The 24,488-nt window shown below is 68.9% G+C and carries 22 protein-coding genes; 10 read left to right on the forward strand and 12 right to left on the reverse strand.

The window, feature by feature from the left end:
• Positions 1 to 11 precede the first annotated feature (11 nt).
• From AC5Y3Z_RS17325 to AC5Y3Z_RS17345, 5 genes are all read right to left on the reverse strand, one after another.
• Entirely contained in the window at positions 12 to 2,066 is a 2,055-nt protein-coding gene (locus tag AC5Y3Z_RS17325) for a hypothetical protein (RefSeq protein ID WP_500001816.1), read from the reverse strand.
• Complete coding sequence (locus AC5Y3Z_RS17330) at positions 2,063 to 5,056, reverse strand: ATP-binding protein (RefSeq protein WP_499919635.1); 2,994 nt, start codon at positions 5,054 to 5,056, stop codon at positions 2,063 to 2,065. The genes AC5Y3Z_RS17325 and AC5Y3Z_RS17330 overlap by 4 nt, the downstream gene beginning before the upstream one ends.
• Before the next feature lie 94 nt (positions 5,057 to 5,150).
• Positions 5,151 to 5,438: a hypothetical protein gene (locus tag AC5Y3Z_RS17335; protein WP_054585968.1), complete on the reverse strand. Its 288-nt coding sequence runs from the start codon at positions 5,436 to 5,438 to the stop codon at positions 5,151 to 5,153.
• Positions 5,439 to 5,476: 38 nt separating this feature from the next.
• The gene (locus tag AC5Y3Z_RS17340; RefSeq protein ID WP_463828161.1) at positions 5,477 to 6,406 is read right to left on the reverse strand and encodes a conjugal transfer protein; all 930 of its coding nucleotides are present in this window, start codon (positions 6,404 to 6,406) and stop codon (positions 5,477 to 5,479) included.
• 14 nt (positions 6,407 to 6,420) lie between these two features.
• Positions 6,421 to 7,704 (reverse strand): hypothetical protein, encoded by a 1,284-nt coding sequence (locus tag AC5Y3Z_RS17345; RefSeq protein ID WP_463828162.1) that lies wholly within the window; start codon positions 7,702 to 7,704, stop codon positions 6,421 to 6,423.
• Positions 7,705 to 7,954: 250 nt separating this feature from the next.
• On the opposite strand from AC5Y3Z_RS17345, the gene AC5Y3Z_RS17350 reads away from it, so the two are divergent.
• The 8 genes from AC5Y3Z_RS17350 to AC5Y3Z_RS17385 all read left to right on the forward strand — a co-directional run bounded on the left by AC5Y3Z_RS17350 (position 7,955) and on the right by AC5Y3Z_RS17385 (position 12,101).
• Positions 7,955 to 8,389: a hypothetical protein gene (locus AC5Y3Z_RS17350; RefSeq protein WP_463828163.1), complete on the forward strand. Its 435-nt coding sequence runs from the start codon at positions 7,955 to 7,957 to the stop codon at positions 8,387 to 8,389.
• 214 nt (positions 8,390 to 8,603) lie between these two features.
• A complete protein-coding gene (locus AC5Y3Z_RS17355; protein ID WP_463828164.1) occupies positions 8,604 to 9,032 on the forward strand; it encodes a hypothetical protein in 429 nt (142 codons plus the stop codon).
• Positions 9,032 to 10,438, forward strand: coding sequence for a type IV secretory system conjugative DNA transfer family protein (locus AC5Y3Z_RS17360; protein WP_463828165.1), 1,407 nt, complete (start codon positions 9,032 to 9,034; stop codon positions 10,436 to 10,438). Before AC5Y3Z_RS17355 ends, AC5Y3Z_RS17360 begins: the two co-directional genes overlap by 1 nt.
• Positions 10,435 to 10,701 carry a hypothetical protein gene (locus AC5Y3Z_RS17365; protein ID WP_463828166.1) on the forward strand — a complete coding sequence of 89 codons (267 nt, stop codon included), beginning with the start codon at positions 10,435 to 10,437 and terminating at the stop codon, positions 10,699 to 10,701. The genes AC5Y3Z_RS17360 and AC5Y3Z_RS17365 overlap by 4 nt, the downstream gene beginning before the upstream one ends.
• Complete coding sequence (locus tag AC5Y3Z_RS17370) at positions 10,698 to 10,892, forward strand: hypothetical protein (protein ID WP_463828167.1); 195 nt, start codon at positions 10,698 to 10,700, stop codon at positions 10,890 to 10,892. Before AC5Y3Z_RS17365 ends, AC5Y3Z_RS17370 begins: the two co-directional genes overlap by 4 nt.
• A gap of 44 nt (positions 10,893 to 10,936) precedes the next feature.
• Positions 10,937 to 11,284, forward strand: a complete 348-nt coding sequence (locus AC5Y3Z_RS17375) for a hypothetical protein (RefSeq protein ID WP_463828168.1) — start codon at positions 10,937 to 10,939, stop codon at positions 11,282 to 11,284.
• Entirely contained in the window at positions 11,281 to 11,970 is a 690-nt protein-coding gene (locus tag AC5Y3Z_RS17380) for a hypothetical protein (protein ID WP_463828169.1), read from the forward strand. Before AC5Y3Z_RS17375 ends, AC5Y3Z_RS17380 begins: the two co-directional genes overlap by 4 nt.
• Positions 11,970 to 12,101 carry a hypothetical protein gene (locus AC5Y3Z_RS17385; protein WP_306255950.1) on the forward strand — a complete coding sequence of 44 codons (132 nt, stop codon included), beginning with the start codon at positions 11,970 to 11,972 and terminating at the stop codon, positions 12,099 to 12,101. The genes AC5Y3Z_RS17380 and AC5Y3Z_RS17385 overlap by 1 nt, the downstream gene beginning before the upstream one ends.
• Before the next feature lie 4 nt (positions 12,102 to 12,105).
• Here the strand turns inward: AC5Y3Z_RS17385 and AC5Y3Z_RS17390 are convergent, their stop codons facing one another.
• From AC5Y3Z_RS17390 to mobF, 4 genes are all read right to left on the reverse strand, one after another.
• Positions 12,106 to 12,858 (reverse strand): hypothetical protein, encoded by a 753-nt coding sequence (locus AC5Y3Z_RS17390; protein WP_500001817.1) that lies wholly within the window; start codon positions 12,856 to 12,858, stop codon positions 12,106 to 12,108.
• Positions 12,859 to 12,925: 67 nt separating this feature from the next.
• On the reverse strand, positions 12,926 to 13,150 hold the full coding sequence (locus AC5Y3Z_RS17395) for a DUF2188 domain-containing protein (protein WP_463828171.1): 225 nt from the start codon (positions 13,148 to 13,150) through the stop codon (positions 12,926 to 12,928).
• Between the two features lie 82 nt (positions 13,151 to 13,232).
• On the reverse strand, positions 13,233 to 14,234 hold the full coding sequence (locus AC5Y3Z_RS17400; RefSeq protein ID WP_463828172.1) for an alpha/beta hydrolase: 1,002 nt from the start codon (positions 14,232 to 14,234) through the stop codon (positions 13,233 to 13,235).
• A 221-nt stretch (positions 14,235 to 14,455) separates the two neighbouring features.
• A complete protein-coding gene (gene mobF / locus AC5Y3Z_RS17405) occupies positions 14,456 to 20,296 on the reverse strand; it encodes a MobF family relaxase (RefSeq protein WP_500001818.1) in 5,841 nt (1,946 codons plus the stop codon).
• A gap of 244 nt (positions 20,297 to 20,540) precedes the next feature.
• Here mobF and AC5Y3Z_RS17410 point away from each other — a divergent pair, with 244 nt between their 5' ends.
• The gene (locus tag AC5Y3Z_RS17410; RefSeq protein ID WP_463828174.1) at positions 20,541 to 21,071 is read left to right on the forward strand and encodes a hypothetical protein; all 531 of its coding nucleotides are present in this window, start codon (positions 20,541 to 20,543) and stop codon (positions 21,069 to 21,071) included.
• Positions 21,072 to 21,156: 85 nt separating this feature from the next.
• Entirely contained in the window at positions 21,157 to 21,681 is a 525-nt protein-coding gene (locus AC5Y3Z_RS17415; RefSeq protein WP_463828175.1) for a hypothetical protein, read from the forward strand.
• Between the two features lie 77 nt (positions 21,682 to 21,758).
• Here AC5Y3Z_RS17415 and AC5Y3Z_RS17420 read toward each other — a convergent pair whose 3' ends face one another.
• The 3 genes from AC5Y3Z_RS17420 to AC5Y3Z_RS17430 form a co-directional block, all read right to left on the reverse strand.
• Positions 21,759 to 22,295 carry a hypothetical protein gene (locus AC5Y3Z_RS17420; RefSeq protein WP_463828176.1) on the reverse strand — a complete coding sequence of 179 codons (537 nt, stop codon included), beginning with the start codon at positions 22,293 to 22,295 and terminating at the stop codon, positions 21,759 to 21,761.
• Positions 22,296 to 22,323: 28 nt separating this feature from the next.
• Positions 22,324 to 22,665 carry a hypothetical protein gene (locus tag AC5Y3Z_RS17425; RefSeq protein ID WP_463828177.1) on the reverse strand — a complete coding sequence of 114 codons (342 nt, stop codon included), beginning with the start codon at positions 22,663 to 22,665 and terminating at the stop codon, positions 22,324 to 22,326.
• 379 nt (positions 22,666 to 23,044) lie between these two features.
• Entirely contained in the window at positions 23,045 to 24,088 is a 1,044-nt protein-coding gene (locus AC5Y3Z_RS17430) for a DUF932 domain-containing protein (protein WP_463828178.1), read from the reverse strand.
• Positions 24,089 to 24,488: the final 400 nt, after the last annotated feature.

A 24,488-nucleotide genomic window follows, 5' to 3' on the forward strand; every position in this document is an offset into this window, starting at 1 on the left:
CGGATCGTATCTCAGCGACCTTTGACCGGAGCCTGGTCGGGTCCGGGCCCATTCGGTGCGCTGCGGGATTGCTCCGCGTTATTGGGGGTTGCCGCCGCGGGCGGCGGGATGGGTCTGGGGTGGCGTCCGTTTGCGGGTGGCGGCTGGAATTTGGGTTGGCGCGGCGCAGCGCGTGCTGCCGCGGGGCGGGGCTGGCCGGGGTTGGGCTGGCCATTCGGTCGGTGCAGTTTGCGCGCGACGTGGGCGGCGACGGCCGCGCCGGCGACGACTTCGGGGGCGGCCACGGTGGCGGCGGCTTCGCCTGCGGTGGCCGCGGTTGCGGCGACGCGTGCGGTCGTGCTGCCGGCGCTGGCGGTGCGGGCCGCGGCGGTAGCGCTTCGGGCCGCGGATGTGGTGGCTGGGGGGGCGGCGGTGGGGGTTGGACCGTGTGGTGGGGTCGGCGGGTTGGGTCTGCGTCCGCGCCCGCGTGTGGGGGGTCGGCCGCCCGGCGGGCGGCCGCCTGCGGGGGTGCCGGTGCGGGGTTTGCCGGGGTCGCCGTCGGAGGTGTTGTTGGTGTTCCAGGGCGCGCGAGCGTTTAGGTCGCGGCCGCGGTCGTAGGTGTCGCGGCCGCATTGGTAGCCGTCGCGACCGTGGCGGGCCAGTTCGGTCAGGGTGTGGGTGAGTTCGTGGCGGGTGTGGTCTCCGAGTTGGTGTTTGAGCCAACGGAAGGCGCCGATGGCGGCGGCGGAGAACAGCGCGAGCATGATGAGCCGGGCCAGGGGATGGGTCATGCCGACTTGGTCGGCGTAGCCGCCGCGGGCGGCCATTTTCAGGACGATCAGTGCCGCTACGGAGATGTAGAGGGTGTAGGCGAACAGCAGGGCGGCGTGTTTGAAGAACAGGGTGAGTCGGCGGGTGGCGCGGCGGCGGGGTGCGCCGTGGATCATGGCGGGCCCGGCGGCGATGACGGAGAGCAGGGCGTTGAGCAGGGCTGCGCAGCAGGCCATGACGTAGCTGTAGGTGACGTAGCAGATGAACAGGGTGAAGATGAAGCCCAGCAGGCCGTAGAACATGCCCAGTGCGAGGTTGGAGCCGTCGAGGTGTTGGGCGAAGCTCAGCGCCTGTGGTGCTCCGCACCGGGTCATGGCGTGCGCGGGGCCGGCGAGGTCGCTGGGGTCGTGCGGGGTGAGCATCGCGGCGGTGTAGGCCTGGCCGCAGTTGCCGATGTTGTCGATGGGTTCGCCGAAGTTCATCAGCTGCAACGGCATTCGCACGGTGGCATCGGCGATGAGCCCGGTGAGGTGGTGCAGTTGGGCTCCGCCGCCGCCGGGGGTGATGGCGCCGTTGTTCAGACCTACTTGGGCGACGGTGAAGCCGAGGTTGCGTCCTTGGGCCAGCAGCCCGTCTTCGCGGTAGAGGTCGGAGAGTGGGTCGCCGATGAGGATGATTCCCAGGACGCCGATGGCGACGGTGGACAACATGATTCCGGCGCCGAACCCTTTGCGGCCGTGCCAGAGCAGGTGGTAGGCGCCCACCCCAAGGCCCAGGGTCAAACAGATGGGGAAGACCCACAGGTCGGCCAGGATGGTGCGCAGTGTTTCGAACATCGGGCGCAGCCAGGTGGTCAGCCAGTAAAGCCAGGTGTTGGACATGGCGAAGCGCATCAGCCACAGCGCGAGGGTGATCATAAAGATGTAGGCGGCGGCTTGGGCGCAGAGCAGTTCGGCGACGGCTTCGTGGGTCAGGCCGGTGTTGAGCGCGTTGGCTAGCCAGCGCGCCCAGCTGGACGGGTCGGCGGACAGGCCGGGGCCGGCTTTGGTGATCGCTTCGCTGGTGGACACCACCGACAGGTAGTAGTTGCCGACGGGCACGCCGTAGCTGTCGGTGATGCCGGTCCAGTTCAGGGCTCCGCCGATGGTGGACGCCGCGGCCGGCGGCGCGGCCTCCACCGACCAGCTGGCCAGCCAGTGCAGGGTGAACCACACGGTGGCCGCGCGGCGCAGCCGGGGCCGGGTGGCCAGCTGGTAGCCGAGGTATTCGGCGGCGCGCCCGGCGACGGTGATCGGTGCGGCGGGTGTGGTGTTCATGCGGCTTGACCTGGGGTGGTGTCGTAGGCGCTGTGCACGTCCGCGTCGGGTTCGCTGGCGACCCAGATGGGGGATTTGCGGCGGAACTCGTCGACGAAGAATCCGTAGCCTTGCCGCTGGCCGCGGTGGGCGTCGCCGGGGGTGGTGGTGTTCTCGTCGTGGTTGTCGAAGGCCGTGGGGTCGCGCATTTCGTGGGCGGAGGGTTGGGCAAGGAAAAATTCTTCGATGTCGCCGTAGTCGTCGGCGCGGATGCCGACTTTGCCGGCGACTTGTCGTGCCAGGTCGTCGTTTTCGAACGGCATGATCAGTTGTTGGGTGATGAATTCGTCGCCCATCAGGGCGAGGTCTTTGATGGGGTTCTGGGTGATGATCAGCAACCCGGTGTAGTGCTTGCGAGCCCGGCGGCTGATCAGGTGGGCGTCGTCGGCGCCGGCGCGGCTGTTGAGCAGACCGGCGGCTTCCTCGAGGACGATGAGCCCGAAGCGTTGCGGGTCGGCGAAGAACGTGACCCGCGCCAGGCGCACCAGCATGCCGTAGATGGCGACCGAGGCCCGCTTGCGGTCTGACAGGTTGGCGGCCAGGTGGGGGGTGTTCATTTCCTCGGCGGTGGGTAGGTCCAGGCTGCCGGTGAGCCACACCGTGACATCCAGGGCGGTCAGGTCGGGCACGGGCAGGGTGTCATCGAAGATGGCGCGGGTGAAGTCGTAGGTGGCCCAGGATTGCAGGGCGGCCAGGACGGGGGCCAAGTCTTGGGCCAGTGTGACGACTGCTGGTAGGCGGGTGTCGGCGCCCTCGGGTGGGGCGATGGCCGCGAGATAGGTCATCAGGGCGGCGGTGCTGGTGATGTCGAGGCGCCCTCGGGCGCCGGGGGCCAGCAGGGTGCGCAGGCGGCGCACGGCGACGCTGCGGGGGTCCAGGCTCATCATCGGGATCATGTAGTCCAGCCAGTAGGCGCCGGCAACATGGTCTGGGAAGGTGCGCAGCGGGTCGCAGCTGAACTGATCCCCGGCCATGTCGATGACGGCTTTGTTGGGGACGTCGGCGAGGGCTCTTTCCCATTCGGTGCCGGGGTCAATGATGAATGCTTGTGCACCGCGCTGGATTTCGGCGCGGGTGATGCGTTTGGCGGCATAGGATTTGCCGTAGCCCAGGGCGCCGCTGCAGACCAGGCACGGGTTGCGGTTGCGGCGCGCGGTGCCGGGCAGGTCAAGCAGGACCGCGCTGCCCATCGCGTTGTGCCGGGTGAATCCGAGCAGCATTCCGGCGCTGTTGCCGACCATCGAAGAGGTGATCGGCACGAAGCGTGACCATTTGCCGGTGGTGGTGGGTTCGCTGAACTGGTCGGCGCCGGTTTTGTGGTGGGGTACGCCGGGGTTGAAGGCGGCCCATAGCCGGGTTTGGGCGCCGCGGTAGTGGCGGATGGCGATTTGACCGGAGCCGGTGAGTTCTTCGCGCAGCCGTTTGACGCTGTAGTCCAGGGTGGCTTGGTCGGGGGCGCCGACGGCGATCAGGAAGGCGGCTTGCAGGGGCCGTTCGTCGATGTTGGCATCGAGCTGGCGGCGGTATTCGGCGAGTTGGTTTGCGGTGGTGAGCAGTTGAGCGTCGCCGTTGGCGACGTCGCGGCGCTGGGTGAACTGGTCGTCGAGGTTGCCTTTGGCGCGGTCGTTGCGCACCGATTCCATTTCGCGGCTGAGCGTGACGAGATTGACGGCGAAGTCGAAGACCGCACCGGTGTCCAGGTCGTCGAGGGCTTGCAGGAATTCTGATCCGGGGAACACGATGCCGGCTATGGGCATGTCGACGACCGGCAGGATGGCTTGGTAGCTGTCGCGGTAGAGGCCATCGGGGCTGGCGACGCGCAGGGTTTTCACCGTCGACGGGATGCGGCGAACACCAGCGGCCCAGGCGCCGGCGGCGGCCAGGGCCACGGGGGCGGTGATCGCGGCCAGTGCGGGCAGTCCAGCCATTGCGCAGACCGCGGTGGCCACACCCAGGATCGCCGCGCCCAGGTGCAGCGGAAGTGGGCGGCCACGGTGGTGGTATTGGTCGCCGGTGTCGAAGACGGCCTTCGGAAGTGTGGTGCCCTCGAGGCGACTGATTGCGTGGTGGTGGCGCGGCATGGGGTTGTCGAACACCCCGCGCCAGGCGTTGTGCCGCCAGAACCAGTTGCTCATATCTTCAGTGGCCGGCAGGGGGGTGAATTCTTCGGGCAGGGCGGTGATGACGTCGTGGGCCACGCGCTGGTAGGCGGCCACCGAGTTGTCAGAGTCTTTGTCACGTCCGATCGCCCAGTCGCGCAGTTTGGCGGCGTGCCCCATGGGGCTGTGCCCGGCGCGGCCGGCATCGACGGGGATGGCCAGCCAGAAGATGCGGGTGCGGGGGTGTTGGTCGGCGAGGACGGGCGCCATCTGTTGGCAGGCGGTGATCCAGTGCGGTTTGTCGCGGTGCCCGGCGAGCATGGCGCGCAGCAGCTGGCGTTGGCTTTGGGGCACCGACAGGCCGTAGATCCATGTGCCGGCGGGGATTTCGCGGGCCAGGGTTTGGTGGCGGTCAGCGACGCCGGTGCGGCGTTTGGTCGATTGCAGGTAGTAGGGCAGGCCGGACAGCAGGTAGTGGGCGTAGACGCCGTGGCGGGTGAAGCTGAGGTTGCCGATGACGGTGTGCGGGGGGGCCAGCAGCGGGTCGCCGGTGCTTGTGGCTTGGCGCGGGCACACGGTGCGCCACAGGCTGTGCAGGCGAAAACCCAGGCTGGGCCGCCCGCGCGGTACCAGTGCGGCGCCACCGGCGGCCGTGGCGGTGATCAGTGCCCCGCCGATCAGGGTGGCGCGGGCGTGCCCGGTGTCGAGCATGGCTACGGTGAGCGCCACGGTCAGCACGGCGCCGCCGTAGAGGCTGATGGCCACCGGCAGCCGCAGCGGTTTGTTGAACAAGATGTTGGTGTACACGGGGATGTCGTGTACACCTTTGAACAGCTGCGCTGATTCGGTCACGGGAAGACTCCTGCCGGGTGCGGTGTGCTGGGCGGGGCCCAGCGGTCCGCCGAACGCCGGGATACGTGTCGGGTGTTGGGTAGGGGCCGCGGGTTTACTGGCCGAATTGGCCGGTGGTGATGCCGGTGCGGTCGGTGGTGCGTTTGGCCGAGGTGTAGATGGCGTAGCCCGAGCCCACGACGACGGCGACGACGACGGCGACCAGGGCCCAGGCGACGGTTTCGCCGATGCGTCCGCCGAAGAAGGCGCCGGCGGCGCGGGTGCCCCCGGCGAGCAGGATCAAGATGACCAGGACGCCGACACCGATGGTGTAGAGCGAGTGGCTGCCAGAGACCAGGTCGGTGGCCGCCAGCAGGGTCGGGGTGGTGGTAGCGAGAAACATTGGTCGATTTCCTTTCGTGGGTGGGGAATTGGGTCGTCTTAGCGCGGCGCGGCGGCCGCCGCGGTGGGGATGACGGGGGTCAGTTCGGCGTCGGCGGCGAGCAGCGGTGCGTAATCCAGGCCGGTGACGCTCCAGCGGCCGGCGGTGACTTTCAGCGCGATCGGGTAGTCGAGTTGCACGGGGGCGAATTGGGCGGTGACGGCGCTGACGGTGGCCAGCACGTGCAAGGTGGTGCCATCGGCGGGCACGGTGTCCTCGGGTGCGGAGTGGTTGGCAACGAGTTTGGTGACTTGGGCCGAGCGGTAGTCCGCGGCGGCCAGAAGTCCGGAGTCGGGGGTGACGTAGCGTTCCAGCCCTGGCGCGGCGGTGAGGAAGCTGGTCAGAAAACCGCTGATGGTGACGAAGGCCGGGGAGGTCGCGGCCAGGGCGCTGGGGTAGCCCAGGGGTGCGTCCGCGCCGACGCCGGGGCCGTTGATGCGGGCGGGAAGGGCGCTGGCCCGCACTCCGTAGCGGGTGTAGAGGACGGGCAGCCGGTAGTAGGTGGTGTGGGGTGTGGCGGCTTCGAAGGGCCGTTCGGCCACGGTGATGACCACGCTCCATTGCTGGGTGGTGTCGTTGTCGCTGACCAGGGTGACCGCCGAGACCGCGGGGGAGCTGACGAGGACGGCCGGGGTGGTGGGCAGGCGCAGCGGTTCGTGCAGGGACCAGCAGTCGTGCAGGGACTGCTGGCGGGCGGCGGTGGCGGTGAGCCAGCGGGTCACGCAGTCCTGGGCGTAGGAGCCGACCAGGGCGGTGCGGTTGACCGCGCTGCGGGCGGGCCCGTCGACGTCGATCGGGTCGTCGGTGATCCAGCCCCAGATGGTGGAGAGGGCCACGACGCTGCAGGCGCTCAAGCCCACGGCAGCCACGGCGCGGCGCACGCCGGTGCCGCCGGCCTCGAGTCGTTGACGCCAAGTATTGGTCAGCATGGCGGTGAGCCTTCCTATTGGGGCGGGTGGCCGAAGATCTTGATCGAGGAGATGGCAAACGAGTTGTCGGCGGGGTCGGTGCGGGCGGGCTCGCCGGTGAAGCCGGGGAGGACGGCGGGACTGCCCGTCGGTGGCGGCTCGGTAGCGGCCGGGCCGAGGACATCGCCGAACAGTCCGCCGGAACCGGGTGCGGGGCTGGTGGTGGGGGCGGCGTCGGCGGGAGCGCGGCCGGTTTCCTGGATGAGCAGGATGACGCGGGAGGCCAGCACGCCGGGCTCGGGCAGGGCTTTGGTGGCTTCGCCATGCACGCTGCCGGTGTCGTGGGAGATCGCGGTGGGTGGGCTGTCGTTAAAGCTCCATTGCACGCGGGTGGCCACACGGTGTTGGTGCCACTGGTCAACCCCGGAACTGTCGGCGCCGACCCAGCCCGGCGTCAGCGAGACGGCGGTGATGAGCATGCTGCGCCCGAGGTTGAGCACGACGAATTCGCCGGCGTTGCCGCCGGTCACGCACACCCAGGCCTGGGTGGGGTCAGGGCTGGCCGCGGCCTGGGCGGCCGTGGACCCGGGAAGGCAGCCCACCGAGGTCGCCGTAAACGGGATCGTCGCGTCATGCTCGCCGGCCCCGGCGGTGGTGGTGGGGGCGGCAACGACACTGAGGTGGGTGGTGGGCCCGCCGGCCTGGCCGGTCGCGGCGACGTGCGGCTCGGTGCGCATGGCCATCAGCGCTCCGCTGGCGACCAGGGCCGCGACCGCGGTGGCCCCGACGAAGCCGGCGGCGATCTTCTTGTTGTAACGCGCCGCAGCCGGGGCCGCGGTGTCTTGGGTGTCGCTCACCGCGAGGTCGTCGCCGGTGGGCTGCGCCGCGCGCGCGTCGGGGGTGTCGAGCGCGTCGGGCGCCGCGTCTGCGTCGGCGTCCCTTTTGTTGGGGTCGCTGTCGGTGTCGATGTCGTTGTCGGGCTCGGGTGAATCCAGATCGACGGGGGCCAGATCGACTGTGCTGGAATCGCTTTCCTGCGGCAGATCATCGACGTGGTCGTGCCCCGTGTGGGTGGTTGCGCCGGTACCGGTGGGCGATGAACCGCGCGGCGTCGCACCCGAGTCTGCAAAGCCGGTCGGAGTCTGGTCACCGGGGTCCTCGCCGGGTCCGGCGTCGTCGATGTCGGGCGGGTCGAGGACCCCGGGATCGTCAGGGTGCGCCAGGACACCGACTCCGGAGTCGTCAACCTCAAGATCACTGAGGAAGTCTTGAGACCGGCCCACGAAGTGGACATCGTCGTCGGTGGATGGCGCGGTCATCGCCGGTGCCCGATCGGCATCGTCTCGGCGCACGCCGAGGCGATCACTGTTGCTACAGCAAACTTTCGTGGGGCGATGCGCAGGACGCGAAGCCCCAGACGGCATCCGCACATCGTGGCGAAACCGACACCCCTTAGAACATTGCGCACCATCGGCCGTATCCCTTTCTTCTTGGCTCAGCCTAAGGGATGCACTAACTCATATTCGACAGTTGTAGCGAAATACTTTGTCGGGTTGTTACGGTCTTTCTGTGAAAGCAATACCTGCCGACGGGATCGAGCGGTTGATGTTTTTTCTGGAGGACCGTCTGGCACAGCTGCGATGGACCCGCCAGGACCTGGCTGCCGCCGGCGGCCCAGCCCCCTCGACGCTGCGCAAAGCGCGGCTGCGCGAGGGCCTGTTTGCGCCGCGCACGTTGGCGCAACTGGACTTCGCCCTGGGCTGGCAAGAAGGCTCCGCGGAAGCCATCATGGCCGGCGCTAGCCCCGCGGTGCGGGTATCGGACCTGGTCAACTCGTGTTCTGCTGGCATGGAGGCGGCGTTGGCCGATAGCGAACGCTACCTGGTGGGGCGGTATGCGATGGAGTTGAAAAAGTTCCTCGACGATGTCGCGTTAAGGCTGAGCGCCTTTTACACTGAACCTGTACCCACCGCGGAGGGCGGCCACGATGACCGTTCCCGCTGACAGGTTCGACGAGATCCGCCGCAAGTGGATCGCCCGTAACCAACGGACATTTATATTCCAGAAAAGGCGCGCCGAATTGTTGGCGCGTCAAATTAGGGACCGCGATACAAAACGTACCGGCGCCCGTGTCGATACTGCCGATGATGACGTTATTCATCCGTGGTATGTGCGGCCGGTAAAAACACCGTACGCAATGCTGGATTGGGCTATTTTGATGACCGGTGCGGTAGTGGCCCCGATCGGATGGCCGGTCGGTAAGGCCGTATCCACAGCCATCGTGCAGCTAATCCCCGACGAGCTGCGGTCCTACCCGGTGGCGGCGTTGCTGTGGGCGGCGGCGCTTATCGGTGCCCCGATGCCGCTGATCTATGAGCCGGGGGAGTCGTTGTCCTCGGCGGTGCTGGCGCCGTGGCTGGCCGCCCAGATCCCGGCCGTACTGCTCATTGCCGGGCTCTACGGCATCGCCGAAGGCTGGCTGGCTGTCGACGGGGCCCGGGACTGGTGGCCGATGAGCCCGGCCGAGGAAGCCGAGGAGATCGATTTTGGGTTCACCGGACCCGACGACATGACCGGGCCCGGGATCTTCCCGACCGACCCCGACGACCCGCCCGGTGACCCCAGCCCACCACGGCGCAGGCAGTGATGGCGCGCTCACCCTCGCCGTATTGCGGGTTTCACCGCCACTCCGACAGCAACAAACTGTCCCTGGCCGCCGGCGCGGCACACCATCTGGTGTCTGCGCCCACCGAGTCCGGAAAGACCCGCGCCGTGCTGGCCCCGGCCGCCGTGCTGTGGGGCGGTCCGGCGGTCTGCGTGTCCTCCAAAGACGACCTGATGTGGTTGGTGTGCCAACGCCGTTGGGGGCCAAAACAAGTCATCGATCTACGCCCGGACTACTCCCCGTCCTACCCCCCGGATGTGCAGGTGCGCTCGTTTGATCCGACCGCGCTGATCACCACACCCGATGAGGCGGTGACGCTCGGCAACACGATGATGCAGATGGCCGCGGTCGGTACCGGCTCGGGCATCGATCAGGTCTCCGATGGCGGGATCTGGGAAAACAACACCGAAGCCCCCCTGGCGGCGATGCTCTACGCGGCCTCACCGTGCGGCAACGGCAAGGGCATCAGCTGGGTGCTGCTGGCCACCGACAACATGGAAAAAGACGACAAGAACCCCAATGAGCCGGGCTGGCACGCCGCCGCCCGCCAGGTCGAGGACCTCCCGCTGCTGCGCAACGGGTTGAAGCGCACGCTGGATATGGATGTGCGCATGCGCGATAGCATCGCGCTGACCATGCGCAAAGCGGTCACGCCGTGGATGCGCCTGGCGCTGCGCGGCAACACCGGGTCTTGTTTCGATGACACCTTCCTCGATCAGCCTGATGCCACGCTGTTCATCCTCGCCCCGGCCGAAGGCGCGATCGCCGGCGCCGCCGTGACCTTGCTCGAGCATCTGGTGCGCCGCTGGCGCGGCAAAACCGCGCGCAAAGAGATGCTGCACCGGCTGTTGATCACCGTCGACGAGGCCGCCAACGTCGCCCCCATGCCCGCGCTGCGCCGACACGTCTCCGAAGGCCGCGGCCTGGGGGTGAATCTGCTGCTCTCGGTGCAGGCCTCGTGTCAGTTCGACACCGTCTACGGCAGTGCCTACGCCCGCGAGCTGCGCGCCACCTTCCCCGCGGCACTGATCATGTACGGGGCCGATGAGATGGAGATGCTGCAACGCGCCGAACAGTGGTCACGCGAAACCACCCGCCGCCAAGAATCCTTCGATCAGGCCAGCGGCGCCAAAACCCTGTCCTCGCACCTGGGCCCGAGTCTGGACTACCGCAGGTTGCTCCCGCAAAACCTCGGCCACGCACGGTTGCTGCACCGCGGCACCGCCGGCATCGCCACCGAACTACCGGACTGGCCCGAATTTGTGCGCCGCTACGACCACGCCGTGGGCACCTTGCTTAAAAGCATTGCCCCAGCGGATAAACCACAAACACCGTGGGAATGGGCGGTAGCGCGGCATCGGCGCGCTAAACAGGCGGGGCAGCGGTGAACGCGACCCAGCTGCGCGCAGCACTGATCGAGGTCCTGGCCGCCACGCACGAGCCTATGACGACCAGCGCGGCGCGTATCGCGCTGAGCCAACGAGCCGGCGACCGCGTGCGGCCGGTGGTGGCCGAAGAGGTCTACCGGGCGCTACTGGTCCTGCAACGCCACGGCGCAGTACGCCGCGTGCATGACCAGCCGGGCCGGCTGGCCCACTGGGAGCTGACACAGAGTGCGCGGCCTCCTGCACAGCACGGACAACGGCAATGAGCACCCGCGTCGGCGCCGCTGCGGCCACATCCACTGCTGTTGCGGGAGAGGCCATGTGGGTCGTCGCCGTCGACGCCCTGGTGGTTGTGGTGTTGACGCTGGTTTTCAGCTGCATCGGCGCTGGTGAGAACGAACTGACGACATGGCCGATGCCCTCGGGACAGATCTGCGGGGCCCGCCGGTGCGCGTAGCTGTGTTGTCGCGGCGGGGATTTTGATCAACACGGAGGGATGTCGTGAACGATAGAACAGAGACAATCGGTGACGCCGGCTTGGGCGCGCTCGTCGGGGCAGAGACCATCAAGCCGCAGCGGTATATCGCGACCGTCGAAGCCGAAGCGCTTCAATTGACCTCGGCGTCCGCAGCGACCATCGTCGAATGGCTGGGACTTGCTGACCGGTGCTGTTTTCCGGCCGGGGTCAATCCGATCACCGGCGCCGACGAGCCGGGCTATCTGCTGATTCCGACGCCGATCGGTGACGTACGGGCCGATCTGGGCGACTACGTCGTGCTGCTCTCGGGCGGGGCGGCCTGGCCCTGCAAGCCCGAGGTGTTCACTGCGGCCTACCGACGGCAACCATGACCTGCCCGCACACCGGCACACCTGCGCAGGCCACGGAGCATCTGCCGCTGCTGCTGATCGGACTGCGGTGGCTGCTGGACACCGAACAACCCGCCGGAGCGCTGATCTGCCCGCACGGGCAGACGTTGAACTCTGTCGGTAACCGCAGACTGCGCTTCGCCCCGGAAGGGTTCGATAACCGCCCGGCGGTGGTCGTCGAGGTCGGCGACGTTGACCGGCACTCCACCCGTAATCCGCGTAACACATTGGGCGATAGTGAGATTGACGATTTGGCGTTTGTCCTCAGCGATTGCGGCGAACATGTCGGCGCAGCGTGGCGCAACGACGATCACCGCAGTGCCGCGTTCGCGCTGGCCGCCCCCGCGCCGTCGTCGTTGCTGTCGGCCGCGGCGCGGTATCGGCAGGGCTGTCCAACCCACGGCGGCAGTGCGCCGTGGTGCTGTGGCTGGTATCGGGACGGATGGCAGGGCGCCATCAGCATCCACGATGTGCACCGCGCGGCGGTGCAGGGCTCGCCGTCCGAAGTGGCCCACGGTGAGTCAGACCTCACCGCTGCGGTGAGGATTGCGCGCCAGCCCGTGCACCCGCCACGACCGCGCGGGTCAAGGCGCAGCGCCGGAAGCCGCGCGGGAGGGCGCCCGATGGTGTACTCGGATCGATGTGTACTGCGAGGCAAAGGATTATGATGAACGACGCACGCAGGTTCCCCTGGCTGAGTGGGTTGATCGCCGCCGCGGTGATAGCTCTGTGGTTGCTCTACGTTGTCCTGCACGGCGTGGTGACGATGAGCGTGGGTGTTGCGGCCATCGACGGATGAGTCGTCAAGGGTTAAGGGTGTCGTCGAAGGGCGCGTCGGGGGCGATCGGCAGGACTTCGATCGCTGCGGAGGCGCACAGCTCGTTGATCAGCGCGGTGGTGCCGCCGATGATGGTGGAGTCGTCATCGATCTCGGTGGCCACACACCAGGTATGGTCGGCCGGCCACATGAAGTGCGGTGACTGGGCGGTGAAGAATGCTGCGTTGTCCCAACGGCCGATGTGGACGGCCTGCTCGGCAGCACCTTCGAACAGGTAGTAGCGGTCGCGGCCGGGCAGGGTGAAGGTGGGACCGGTCAGGTCAAGTTTCCAGTGCGCCGGCGCGAGCGGCGGTGGTGACAGGTCAGGCAGCACGCCGTTGACGGGGCGGTAGGCGGTCAGTGTCACGCCGCTGCCGGCATGCAGTGCCCCGCATCCTTGCCAGACCGCGAAAAAACAGTGCTGCGGGTTGGCGGTGTGGCGGGCCAGGACCGTGCACAGCGCGCCGAGCGCGCGGGGGCTCAGGTGTCCCCAGCGCGGCTCGCCCGGGTGCCCACGGCCTCGCTGGGCGTGCTCGGTGGTGAACGGGGCGGGTGCACTGATGTGTGCCCACTGCGCTGAGGGGTGCATGATGCGGTTGTTGAACCGGGCGATGTCGGCCCAGCGCAGCGCCCCCGGGTAGTCGTCGAGAGGGTGGAAGAGCCGGGCGTAGGCCTCGAATCCGGGGCCTACGACGTTGGTGACCCAGTGCGGGCCCCACAGATCCACGCGGGCGCTCAACCAGTCAGCCGGCGCAGGGGAGTCGGCCGGCCGGGGAGGGAGAGGTTCCAGCAACGCGGCGTGGCCGTTAGCCGCGCGGCGGGTTGGGGTCGTTGCCGTAGGAGTTCCTCTGGCGGATCGTTCCGTCGAGGTTGCGGATGGTGTGCTCAACCTTGCGGTCCTGCGCCATTTTTCGGCCGATCGCGGTCTGCTCGGCTTTGGTGCCGCCGGTGTGGGCGGCGCGGCGGCTGCCCTCCACTTTCGACTTCCACACCCCGTCTTCGTTGTAGGTGGTGATGTCACCTTTGGGCATGTGGTCCTCCTCGGCTACGGGGGTTTGCGTGTGCAACATTGTGTCAACCGAACGCGGCCTTGTCTTGCCTCGCTATCGGGGGTCAACATAACAATGTGCGGGTCACCGGGTTTGGGTTGTTGAGAGCGTCGCGCAGGATGGTGTGAACATCGGTGTTGGCGCGGTGTGCGGTGTCGAGTTGATCGGCCAGGTTGTAGAAGCCGTGAAACATGCCCGGGTAGCAGCGCGCGGTAGTCGGCACGCCGGCGGCGCGCAGCTGGCGGGCGAACTGTTCACCGGCGGCGCGCTGCGGGTCGGCATAAGCGAGAACCAGATGCGCGGGCGGCAGTGTGCTCAGCTCGGCAAGCAACGGTGAGGCCAGCGGATTGAGCCGGTCCTGCTCGCCGGCGAGATATTGGTCGCTGAACCAGTGCAGGTGTTGGGCGGTGACGACCGCCGCCTGCGGCGGGGTGGGGGCGGGCGCGGGTGGGTGGCGCTGGTCGACGAGGGGACAGATCAGGAGTTGGAAGGCGATGGGTGGTCCGTTGCGGTCGCGGGCCAGCAGGCACACACCGATCGCGAGGTTGGCGCCGGCGCCTTCTCCGGCTACCGCCACCCGGTGCGGATCGCAGCCGATCTGCTCGGCGATGTCGGCTACCCGTCGGGTCGCTGCCCAGGCGTCCTCGAGCGCGGCGGGAAAGGGGTTCTGGGGGGCCAGGCGGTAGTCGACCGCCACGACGACCGCACCGACGCCGTTGGCCAGGCGACGACAATCGGCATCACGTGACACGGAGTCACGCAGGACGAAACCGCCGCCGTGAAAGTAGACGATCAGCGCGGGACGGGAGTTGGCTCCCGGCGCGGTGTGAGTGCTCAGCGGTTCATAGATGTGCACCGGGATATCGCCGTGGCCATCGGGGCCGCAAGCCCGCCGACAGTGCACGCGCGCGACTTGGACGTGCCTGTGGGGCGTGCAATTGCCGTGCAGGTGCTGGCGGAGCTCGAACGCATCGCTGCTGTGGTCGAATATCAGCGCCCACCGCTCGGACAACCGGTCCACGAAAGGCGTTTCCGCGGGTTCGGAGGGGCCGGCCGTACGGGTCATCGGCGATGTCCATGGGGGCACTGCAGCGGTTGATCTGTCCGGCTACCGGCTGCCTCGGCACCCGGGGCGGGCTCGCGGTTGGGGGCGTTGATCGACGCATGGCAGGGCGCCGGACCGCACGGCCGTGAAGGCACTAGCGGCTGGGTCAGCATGACCCGGAATCGTATCGCCCGCCCCCTGGTGGCGGTCGCCTTTGAGGGGACTTCATGGCACGTTCTTGGTCAGAGGTCGATGCCGTAGCCGCGGTCGATGTGGCGGTCTGGGGTGGTGAGGTTGTCGATGTGGGCGGCGGCGTCAGCGATGTCGCGCAGGCGGTCGACGATCTGGGTGCGCTGGCGTAGTAATTCGACGCCTTGGTCGCGGGCGGTGCTGGTTGCGCTGGTGGTGGCGAGGTGGTGTTCGGCGCGTTCGATGGCGGTGCGCGGGGCCGGGTCCGGGTCGGGTTCGGGGGTGCCGAGGTGGTGGGCGGCGGTGGAGTTGTGGTGCAGCGCGGCGATCAGAGCGCGGGCGGGTCGGCGGTGGTGGTCACCGGTGGTGATGAGGATGAGTTTGGTGTTGGTGGCGGTGGCGGCCGCGGTGAGCCAGTGCAGGTTGTCGGTGCTGAGGTGGTCGGCGTCGTCGACGACGATCAGACTGCCCAGAGGCAGTTTCAGGGGGCGGTTACCGAGGGTGGTGCGGGCGCTGTCGATGTGGCCGCCGGCATCGGCGTAGCGGTGTTGGGCGGCGTAGTCGCGGGCCGCCGGGCTGGCGGTCAGGGCGAGCACCCGGTGCTTTTGGTCGTGTGCGGTTGCCACGAGCGCGGCCAGTGCACCGTGCTTGTCGGCGCCGGGGTGTAGGTGCAGTGCTTGCACGGTGTGGATGTTGGCGGTGATCGCGGTAACGACGCGGCGGTGGGTGCCGTCGAGATCAGCGAGCGCGGTCTCGGATGGGTAGTACAGGGCTGCGGGGCTGACGGTGCTGGCGGCCTGCAGGAAAGCGACCTCGGCGCGCAGCGCCTCGAGGTCGGCGGCCAGATCGTAGGCGCGGGTGGGGCGCTGCGCCAGAGCGCGGGCCGCCGCGGCTTCAGCCCGGCAGAGCTGTTCATCCAGGGCGCGGGCCGCACCGCGGGCCTCATTGAGGGTGGCGGTGTCGGTGGCCATGACCTCGGCGCGGCGAGTCTGGATGTGGTGTTCGGTGACGATGGCTGCGGGGCCGCCAGCGGCGTCCAGCAGGGCGGTGTGGGCGTCATCGAGGCGGGCGCGTGCGGTGTGCAGCGCAGCGTTGATGCGCTCGGTGTTTCCGGTGACCTGGTCGCGGTGAGCACGGTAGCGGGCGACGGCAGCGTCATCGGCGCGGCCGGTCGCCGCGGTGATCGCCGCGTCGAGCTGGTCGAGCAGCGTGGCGTGCAGCGCGGCGGCGTCTTCGGCGTGCACCCACCGGGTGTGGGCGTGGGCCAAGGCCTGGTGCAGGGGCCGCTGCTGGTGGTGGCGGCGGCGCAGGTCGGCGAGCTCGTCGGCGGCGGCGTGTTCGGCGGGTCCACCGGCCCCGCCCAGGATGGCTTTTTCCAGATGGCGCAGGTGGCGGTAGGCGGCGTCGCGGTCCGCGCGCAACGCCGGGATATCAGTGTTCTCGGCGCGCGCAGCACCCAGTGGCCGGTGGTGAGGGAGGTCGTCGAAGTCCAGGCCGGCGAGGTCCTGCTCGGCGAAGCTGTAGGGGTAGTCGGTGGGGTCGGGTGGCGGCTCGCCCAGGTCCTCCTCGAGGCCGTAGTCGCCGGTGGTGTCGAAGTCGAGCTGGCCGGCGGCCGCAGGGCTGTGGGGGGCCTCGGCGGGGTGCGGGATATCGGGGTCGAGGGTGGCGGCGTGGTGGGTGAGCAGCTCGACGCGGTAGGTCAGCAGGCGCGCGTACTGGTCGGGGCGCAAAGGCTTTTCGGCGTGGATGTCGCGCAGGTGTTCCGCGGCGGCGGCGAGCAGATCAGCCGGGGGCCAGTCCGAGGCGGTGACCGCAGCGACCAGTGCGGGCCAGGCGTGGTCGGTGATGATCGCTTCGGCGACGACCGTGCCGAACAGGCCGTGCAGCTGCGGGGCCCAGGCCGGTCGCAGCGCGGTGTCGGCGCGATCCAAAGAGGGCGGGGCCAGCGTGCCGGCCAGGCGCCACCACAGGGCGGCCGCGGGCATCTCGGACGGGAGTGGGCCGTACGCGGCCAGGGCGTCGCGCAGCAACGTGTCGATGTCGGCGCCGGCCTGGGCGGCGTCGTTGAAGTGGGTGGCCAGACGCGGCCAGAACGGATCCGCGGTGATATTTCGGTCGTGGTTTTCGGCGAGCTGGCGCCAGCGGGCGGCGTCGGTGTTGGCGCGAGTTAGGGCCGCGTCGAGGCGGGCATGGATCAGGTGCTGAAACACCTTGGAGCGGTTGGGGTGTTGTTCGGGGCCGGTGATGCGGGTGTCGGCGGGATCAACGCCGTGGGCGGCCCGGAACACCGCAATTTCGGCCATCAGACGGTTGCGCTGACCGAGCAGCGGACGCGCCCACGCCGGGGCGCTGCGTTGCTCCCACCCGCGGGCACTCTCACGCACCGCGTCGGCGAGTTCGGTCACCAGTTCAGCCCGCGCGCGCAGGCACGGACCCCACATGTCATCGCTACTCAGGACCGCCGGTATGGGGTTCAGCCAGTGCAGCGGGGCAGGTTGTGGCGCAACCGATTCACCGCAGATAGGCAGGCGCCAGTCCAGTACGGCGGCAGGATCGGCAGCATCACCGAGTCCGGTGGCCGCGGCGTCATGTAGGGCGGCGACGGGGTCAGCACCGTGTAGGGCGAGCAGGGCCAGGTTGCGGCGCAGCACCGGCCAGGCCGGGGCATCGGTGACGCGGGTTCCGAGGCTGGCGGCGGCCTCGTCGATGGCGGCCATGACGGTGGCGCCGGCGCGGTGTTCGGCGCCCGCGGACAGCGCATCGGCATACATCGCGGCCGCTTGGTGTAACCGGGTGAACGGGTCGGCGTCGAGTGCGGCGGCGGTGTGAGCGGAGATTTGTGCGCCGTCGCGGCCCAGGATGGTCGTGAGGACGTCGACAGCGGTCGGGGGGTGGGTGGCTTTGGGCGCCAGGATGCGGTGCGGGTCGGATTCGGCGGTGGATCCGTAGAAATGGTTTTCGGTGCAACCACGGGTGCCGGCGACGTAGAACTGCTGGCGGGTCAGCCGATCGGAAATGACGGTGTGGCAGGTGCCTTCGACGTCGCGGCCGCCCGCGGTCATGCCTTGGGCGGCGTTGATGGTCGAGGCGTAGCCCAGGGTCGTGTTGGTGGTGACGTAGCGGGCGGGTAGCCGTACCGGGGTGGCCGCTCCGCGCAGCGGGACGACGGTCAACGAGCCGTCGTCGTGCACGGTGCGAATGGTCCAGCGGTGCCCGTTTTTGACCCAGCCGCCGCGGCTGGTGGTCCGTATCCAGCGGGCATTCTTGCGGGTGGCGATAGTGTCGCCGGCTGAGGCGGTCAAGCCGTCGGCCAACGTGACGGTCGCTGCGGCTGCGGGTGCGCTCGCGTCGGCGCCGGCGGCGGTGAGACGGTCCAGTCGGGCACGTTCGTTGAGGTGGGCGACCAGCTCGTTGGTGGGAGCCAACAGGATGGAGTCGCGCCCGGTGGCGCGGTCAGCCGCCCACGCGTCGTAGGCCATGTCGGCAGCGTGTTGATCGGCTCCGACATGCACCCGGTGATGGTCGATGTAAAAGCCGATCCCGGAGGGGTCACCGTTGCGGATCGCCAGGCTGGCAGCGGCCTCGGCCTTCCCGGTTTCGGCGTGGGTGAAGCGCACGACGGTGCTCAAGGTGACCGTGTTGTAGCGGTCGGCCAGATCCCGCAGCACGCCGCCGGCGGAGATCGACGCCAACTGCTGATCATCGCCGATCAGGCGCACGCTGGAACCGCACGCCAGGGCATGGGTGATGAGGGTGTCCAGGTCGGCGGTGGAGGCCATACCGGCCTCGTCGACGATGAGCAGGGTTGCAGAATCGATGCGGTCGAACCACTGTCGCGCCGGATCATCAGCTGGGGCCGGTGATCCGCTTCCGGCGCCTATGAGCTGCACCAGTTTGGCGAGGGTGTCGGTGGTCGAACCGAGGTCTTCGGCGAGGACTTCGGCCGCTCCGGCGGTGGGGGCCAGGCCGATCACGGTGCCACCACTGGTACGCCACGCTGCGGCCAGTGCGGCCATGGCGGCGGTTTTTCCGGTGCCGGCCGGGGCGAGCGCGAGCTGGACCCGCGCCCCGGAGGTGGCCATTTCGCGGAGCAGTGCGATTTGTCCGTCGTTGAGGGATAGGCCGGTGTTGGCGTGGGCTTCCAGCAGCGCCAGGCCGATGCTGTCGGCGTCGACGACACGGCCGTCGGTGCGGTCGGCGGCGGCCAGGATGCGCCGCTCAGCGGCCAGGATGGCTTCGCTGGTGTAGAGGGTGCAGTCGTGGCGGGTATAGACACTGGCGCCGGCGGCGCGGCGCAGTGCGGCGGGTTCGTTTTTGTCGGTGTCGGCGTGGCTGGTCAACGCCAGACTGTGCCCGTCGAGTGCGGCGGTGACGATGCGGTCAACCAGCTCGGGTCCGCCGGGGTGATCGGCGTAGCGCAGCTGGCGGTGGGCTTCGGCGCGGACATGGTTGATGGTCCAGGTGGCCCGGTGCTCGCAGACAGTGTCGATGACGCGAGCAGCCCGCTGGTACACCCAGGTCTCCGTGACGGGGACCTGGTGTGCCGGTGCGTGATTGGTGACCGCGGCGACCATGTTGCTCAGCGCGCGCTGGCTGCCCAGGACCTCCACAGCCTGCACGCGCCAGGTGTGGCGCTGCTCGGCCAGACAGCGGGGTTCGTGTTTGGCTTGCCGGGTTTCCAGGGTGGCTTGCTGGGTCAGGGCGAGCAACTCCACCGCGGTGGGTTCGCGGCCGTGTTCGGTGTGGAATCCTTTGGCCAGCTCGCCCACCCGGTGGTCGATCGCGGCGCTGCGTGAGGAGTATTTCTCGTTCAATTCGGCGGGGATGCCGTCGATTTCACGGACCGGACGCTTACCCCGTTTACGTGGTGACTCGACGAACCGAACACGTAGTTTGTCGACCAGCAACGCTTCGATGCGGGTGTTGTAGAACTCCGAGGCCGCGACCGCGGCGCGGTGCAGAGTGGCGCCGTCCAGCGCCCGCCAGCGCCCTATCCCGTCGGGGCCGATGACGTGGACCTTGTTGCTGAGGGCGGCGTGGGTGTGCAGGTTGGGGTCCCCGGCCCGGGAGTCGCGGTGATCGAAGGCGGCCACAATCAAACCGGTGGTGTCGACCTGGGCGATGCCACCGGCTCCCATACGGGAGAACGCGGCGTTGGCTTCCAGGAATTGCAGGGTCTCCTCCACCGCCTGGCGGTGGCAGTCCTCGATCGCGGCGGCGATCGGCGGTGCCCCGATAGCCCACAGTGTGGAGACCGATTTGACCGGGGTGAAGGTGAGGTCATAGCCGGCCACCGCGGTGGATGCCGAACGGGAATTGGCGGCGATGAACCCGGACAGTTCCCGCGCGTCCGCCGGTGGGCGAGCGTAGGTTTCGGCGAACAATTCCTGCCCGACGGCGGTGCGCAGCCGCGCCCGGATGTCCGGGTCGATATTGGCCGAGACCTCGGCGCCGATGGTGAGGTTGTAGTCGCGGTAGGTCTCGCGCAACCGGGTCAGGAAACGGTTTTCGGTGCCGTGAACATGAAACGGCCTGCCCAGCCGCGCGGCCATACTGGCCCCGGCCGCACCGGCGCCCAGGGTGGTCAGAAGACGGGTGATCTGTGCGGCGTTGGGGTGCAGGCCCTCACCGAAGAGCGCCTTCATCTGCTCTTCGCTGACCTGCGAGCCAGCCTGCACGCCCCAGTATTTGGCGACCAGCGGATCACAGGCGTAGCGGGCCAGCGGCGTGGCCAGTGCCGCTAGGCCGCGGCCCATCCACCGACCCGGGGATTCCCCCTTTTCGGTGTAGTACTGCGCCAGGGTGGGGCGGCCACGCTCGGTGGCGTCAGAGGCGGCGACTTGGCGGATCAAATAGAGATAGCCGTCGCCGGCGGTCAATTTGTGTAAGCCCATCACTGCGTCATCACCTGAAGCTGAAACTAGGGGCGGCCCCGTCCCCAGATAACGGCCGTTACCAATCTGTGACCCTGAGTGCAAGAGGTGTGATGTGCGGCGGTAGGGAAAAGTTAGGGCACCCTAAGTGCCGTTCGGGGCGGCGGTGAGTGATCGGGTGCGAAGCCCGGTGATGGGTGCGGTCGGAAAGATTTTTGGCTTGCGTTGCGGCGCTGGGGGGTTGGTGGGGCTTAGCGTGTGATCCATGGCGAACACAGTGATCAGCAAGCAGGCCCGCCGCGCCGCGCGCGAGGCCGCCAGCGCCGCCCAGGACGACGTGGTGCGCCGCACCCGGGCCAACGTCGAGGACCTGGGACGGTATTTCTCGGCCCGCGAGCGAGTCGAGTCCGTCGACGGCTGGCTTGAGGCGCGCCAGCAGGTGTTGCGCGAGGATGCCGATCGCCGCCGCGGCGCGCAGCGACTGGTGTGCGGGCAGGCGCTGGCGGCGATGCGCGACCGGGGGGAGCCCCTGCGTGAGATCGCGCGGATGGCCAAGCTCTCCGAAAAGCAAGCCCGCGAACTGATTCGGGAAGCCGAGGCTGCCGCGCAGAATGCCACGCCGCCGGCCGCGGACGAGTCGGCAACGGCGGCGCAGCCGCCGGCCGGTGACGACGCGGCGGCACAACCGCTCGCTAACCCCGCGGGCGGTGCCATCGAGGCGAACGGGGCGACGGGGACCGCCATCCGAAGCGGGGCCGCTGTAAAGGCGCTGGCGCCGTCAGCGGCGACGGCCTAAGAAGCTTCGATGTCGGTGCACTCGGTGATGATGGGTGCGGGTGCGGCAACCGGGCCGCGCGCAGGCATCGAAAAGCAGTGGGGTCATGGGACGTTCGCAACCGCTACAGCTGGTCGTTGATCCGGTCGCGCATGCCGAGGAGTTGGCGCGCTTTGCCGCGCACGTGGTGCGCGGCCCCGCAGCGGAGGATTGCGCGATCTGGACCGGCGCGGTGGGAACCGACGGCTACGGCAGGTTCTGGGTCGGCCGCGGGTCGGACCGGATCATGGTGCGCCCGAACCGATATGCGCTGGCGGCCGCACTGGAAGGCGAACCGTTGGCACCGTGGGTGCGCGCCCTGCACGGCTGCGACAACCCGGCGTGCGTGCGGGTGAGCCTGCCCGGCGAGGTCGGCCTGCTGCACATCGTGGGCGGCACCCAGCGCGACAACATGGTGATGATGGCGCGGGCAGGCCGCGGCGGCGGGCGGGTGCCGATCCGCCAGGGCGACAACGGGCTTCGCGCGCGCCGCGAGCGGGCGGTGGCGCTACGCGAAGCGGTGCGCCACGGGTGGGACGGCGAGGCGGTGAGCGCGGCGCTGCTGGGGTCGGGTGACCCGACGCTGTGGTGAGGTTTGGTCGGAGCACCTCCCACGAGGGGTGCCCGACCATTTCGGCGGGGAGTCGATCGGGCACCCACCCTCAGAGCCTAGTGGCGCGGGGCCCAGCCGGGACCGGGGTGCTGGCGGCGGTAGTCGAGGCGGTCGCGCGCCCAGGCCCCGAAGTTCTGCGAATCAGGTGTGGTGCGTTCGGATTCCACGGTCAGCGAAGGCAGCGGTGTGCGCCGCCACCCGGTGTGGTCGGCGGGGAGATCGGTGTGAGCGAGGTATTCGCGCGTGTCGAGGTTGCACAGATAACCCACGGCGGCCGACGCGGCCGCCTGGCCCAGCGGTCTGTTCGGTGCTACGCCGTCGGCCACGAGTCCGTCGAACCGCACGAAATGGCGGTCCTCGACAAGGAAGTACAGAGCGGCCTGGTGGCCGGGGTCGGGGTCGGCGCAGTCACCGGCCCAGACCAGGCGCAGACCGCCGTCGAGAGCCAGCAGCGTCAGCACCGCAGCCATGAGCGGGGCGTCCGCGCGGCTGTGCCCGGCCAGCTTGAGGCCCGAACCGTAGTCGGCGGGGTCCAGGGCGCAGACGATGTGTCCGGCGGTATTGAGAAAGATCGGGGTGAAGTACTCGCCCATGAGTTCGGCTCCTTTTGGTGTCGGGGGGTCAGCGGACGATGCCGGCGGACAGGGCGGCGGCGGAGACAGGGTTCCATCCGACGGGTTCGACGGCCCAGGCGGTTTCGCCGGTAACGACGACGTCGCCGACGGACAAACTGCGGTGCCCGGCCAAGCGGTAGCGCAGCGCCCAGATGTGTTCGGGCTTGTCGATGTTGAGCTGTTCGAACACGATCTCGCGGGCGGCCTCGATGAGCGCCTGGCCGTGCAGGTGCTCGGCGAGCTCGAGGTCGAAGCTTTCGGCCATGCGCAGTTGCGCGGTGGTCTCGTTGAATCCGACGAAGCGGGCGTAGGCGTTGTTGAGGTAGACAGTGGTCCGCAGAGTAGTCATGGGAAAGTCCTTTCGTGGAAGGTTGGTGTGCCGGTCGGCACGGGGTGTGGACAAGCGGGTGAGGGTGGGCTGTCAACCCCGAAGAGTCCGGCGGTGGGGCCGGCGGATTTGTCGCCCGCGAGCGTCAGCGAGCTGGTAGGGCGGCAAATGTCCTCCGCCGCCGGCGCCAGCACCGGGCGTGGGTGGACAGCTCGGGCCCCCGCCCGGTTAGCGTGTGCGCCCCGTCGACCGGCAAATCAAGGTGAGTGGCTACGGAGGTGGCCGCCGCTGAGGCGGCCGCCCGCGCGCCGTCAGGCGCGGGCGGTGAGGCCGGAAGAAAAAAGGGGGGCCCGGCCAACCCCGGTGTGTGGGGAGCTGGCCGGGCCCGGGGCGGGTCGGGTTAGAGCGTCTGCAGCATCCGGAAAGCTTGGGCTTTGAGCGAACTGGTGCTGGCCGCGCTGGCGATGTTGCGCAGCGCGCGGGCGGTGGCCGCGTCACTGCTGGTGCGGGCACCTCGGACCGGGACGTGATGGTCGAGGTATTCGGTGACGGCGTTGTAGGCCGCCCACCGGGTTCCGGCGATCGGGGTGAGGGTCGGCGAGGACGTCCACAGCTTCACGATGCCGCCCGCCCGTTCGCGGCGGTGCCGGCGGGTGGCGGTGCTGGTCGCGGCGTCGACCTCGAACAGTTGGTGGGCGAAGTCGCGGACCTGATCGGTGTCCATCGCGCGGGCATACAGCGCAGCGGCTTCGGCCTCGAACGCCTGGGTGTAGCGCCAGGTCAGTTTGAGTGCGTTGCGGGCCTCCAAGATGGCCGCCCTGGCCCCTCCGGTGTGCCGGATTCCCCAGCTGGCTTTGGCATCCCGCAATGCGGCCGATTGGGTGTTGGCGCACACGATGCGGATCGGGGTGATGAGGAAGGTGAACTTCGAGGACCCGTCGTGGGAATTGAGCGCTGCCAGATAGAGCTCGGTGCGGTCTTTGGTGCCGTCGCGGCCGTCGAACACGATCGTTTCGGGCAGCTTCATGGTGACGAAGGTTTCCCGTCCGCCGCGCAACGCGCCGGCGGTCTCGAAGTGCGCCCCGCTTTCGTCGACGAGGGCGTCGAGCAGATCGCACGACGCCTCGTTTTGGACGGGCTCGTACTTGCTGCCCACGACGCCGAGGATGTCCAGGCGCCCGTTGATGGGGTTGGTGCGCACGGTGGCGTAGAAATCGGGCACCGCCAGGGGTTCGGGTGCGGTGACGCCGTGTACGTCGATGACGGGGGCCTGGGGCACCTGCAAGGCCATCTTGCGGACGTTCCAGCCGGCCAGGTGGGCGGCGTCGAGGGCTTCGCGTGCGGTCATGGTGTGGCCGACGGTCTGGCCCAGCCGGTGCCAGTGGTCGCTGCGGGAGTTGGCGAAGGAGGCGATGCCGCCGGTGATGTCGAGTTCGTGTGCCATGAGAGGTGTTCCTTTCGGGAAACGGTGTTGTGGTGCGCCGGTCGGCGCAGGGGTGCTTGCAAGCGGGTGGGGGTGGACGGTCAACCCCGACGAGTCCGCGGCGGGTGCTCGCCGGGTTTTCGGCCCGCGCCCGCCCGGCGCGCAGCGACACGGGGCGGGCTGGCATAGGGCCGAAAACGGTCACTCGGGACGGCGATGCCGACCGTGGGCGTGGGTTGAGCGGACGGGCCCCCACCCGGTTACCATTGGCGCCCTGCTGACAGGCAAAGAAGGTGAGTAGCTACGGATTACGCGACGCCACGGGCGGCAGCGACAGGGGTTTCCTACGGCTGCTGGCCGGTGGTGGGCCGGAAGAAAAAAGGGGCCCGGCCGACCCCCGGTGTGAAGGGTGCTGGCCGGG

It is taken from the genome of Mycobacterium sp. NGS61, assembly GCF_059812325.1.

Excerpts from the sequence above, each read along its gene's own strand:
- AC5Y3Z_RS17325 (WP_500001816.1), bottom strand. The coding sequence starts at position 2,066 with ATGAACACCACACCCGCCGCACCGATCACCGTCGCCGGGCGCGCCGCC.
- AC5Y3Z_RS17335 (WP_054585968.1), bottom strand. The coding sequence starts at position 5,438 with ATGTTTCTCGCTACCACCACCCCGACCCTGCTGGCGGCCACCGACCTG.
- AC5Y3Z_RS17340 (WP_463828161.1), bottom strand. The coding sequence starts at position 6,406 with ATGCTGACCAATACTTGGCGTCAACGACTCGAGGCCGGCGGCACCGGC.
- AC5Y3Z_RS17345 (WP_463828162.1), bottom strand. The coding sequence starts at position 7,704 with ATGACCGCGCCATCCACCGACGACGATGTCCACTTCGTGGGCCGGTCT.
- AC5Y3Z_RS17355 (WP_463828164.1), top strand. The coding sequence starts at position 8,604 with ATGACCGGTGCGGTAGTGGCCCCGATCGGATGGCCGGTCGGTAAGGCC.
- AC5Y3Z_RS17360 (WP_463828165.1), top strand. The coding sequence starts at position 9,032 with ATGGCGCGCTCACCCTCGCCGTATTGCGGGTTTCACCGCCACTCCGAC.
- AC5Y3Z_RS17370 (WP_463828167.1), top strand. The coding sequence starts at position 10,698 with ATGAGCACCCGCGTCGGCGCCGCTGCGGCCACATCCACTGCTGTTGCG.
- AC5Y3Z_RS17380 (WP_463828169.1), top strand. The coding sequence starts at position 11,281 with ATGACCTGCCCGCACACCGGCACACCTGCGCAGGCCACGGAGCATCTG.
- AC5Y3Z_RS17385 (WP_306255950.1), top strand. The coding sequence starts at position 11,970 with ATGAACGACGCACGCAGGTTCCCCTGGCTGAGTGGGTTGATCGCCGCC.
- AC5Y3Z_RS17395 (WP_463828171.1), bottom strand. The coding sequence starts at position 13,150 with ATGCCCAAAGGTGACATCACCACCTACAACGAAGACGGGGTGTGGAAG.
- AC5Y3Z_RS17400 (WP_463828172.1), bottom strand. The coding sequence starts at position 14,234 with ATGACCCGTACGGCCGGCCCCTCCGAACCCGCGGAAACGCCTTTCGTG.
- mobF (WP_500001818.1), bottom strand. The coding sequence starts at position 20,296 with ATGGGCTTACACAAATTGACCGCCGGCGACGGCTATCTCTATTTGATC.
- AC5Y3Z_RS17410 (WP_463828174.1), top strand. The coding sequence starts at position 20,541 with ATGGCGAACACAGTGATCAGCAAGCAGGCCCGCCGCGCCGCGCGCGAG.
- AC5Y3Z_RS17415 (WP_463828175.1), top strand. The coding sequence starts at position 21,157 with ATGGGACGTTCGCAACCGCTACAGCTGGTCGTTGATCCGGTCGCGCAT.
- AC5Y3Z_RS17420 (WP_463828176.1), bottom strand. The coding sequence starts at position 22,295 with ATGGGCGAGTACTTCACCCCGATCTTTCTCAATACCGCCGGACACATC.
- AC5Y3Z_RS17425 (WP_463828177.1), bottom strand. The coding sequence starts at position 22,665 with ATGACTACTCTGCGGACCACTGTCTACCTCAACAACGCCTACGCCCGC.
- AC5Y3Z_RS17430 (WP_463828178.1), bottom strand. The coding sequence starts at position 24,088 with ATGGCACACGAACTCGACATCACCGGCGGCATCGCCTCCTTCGCCAAC.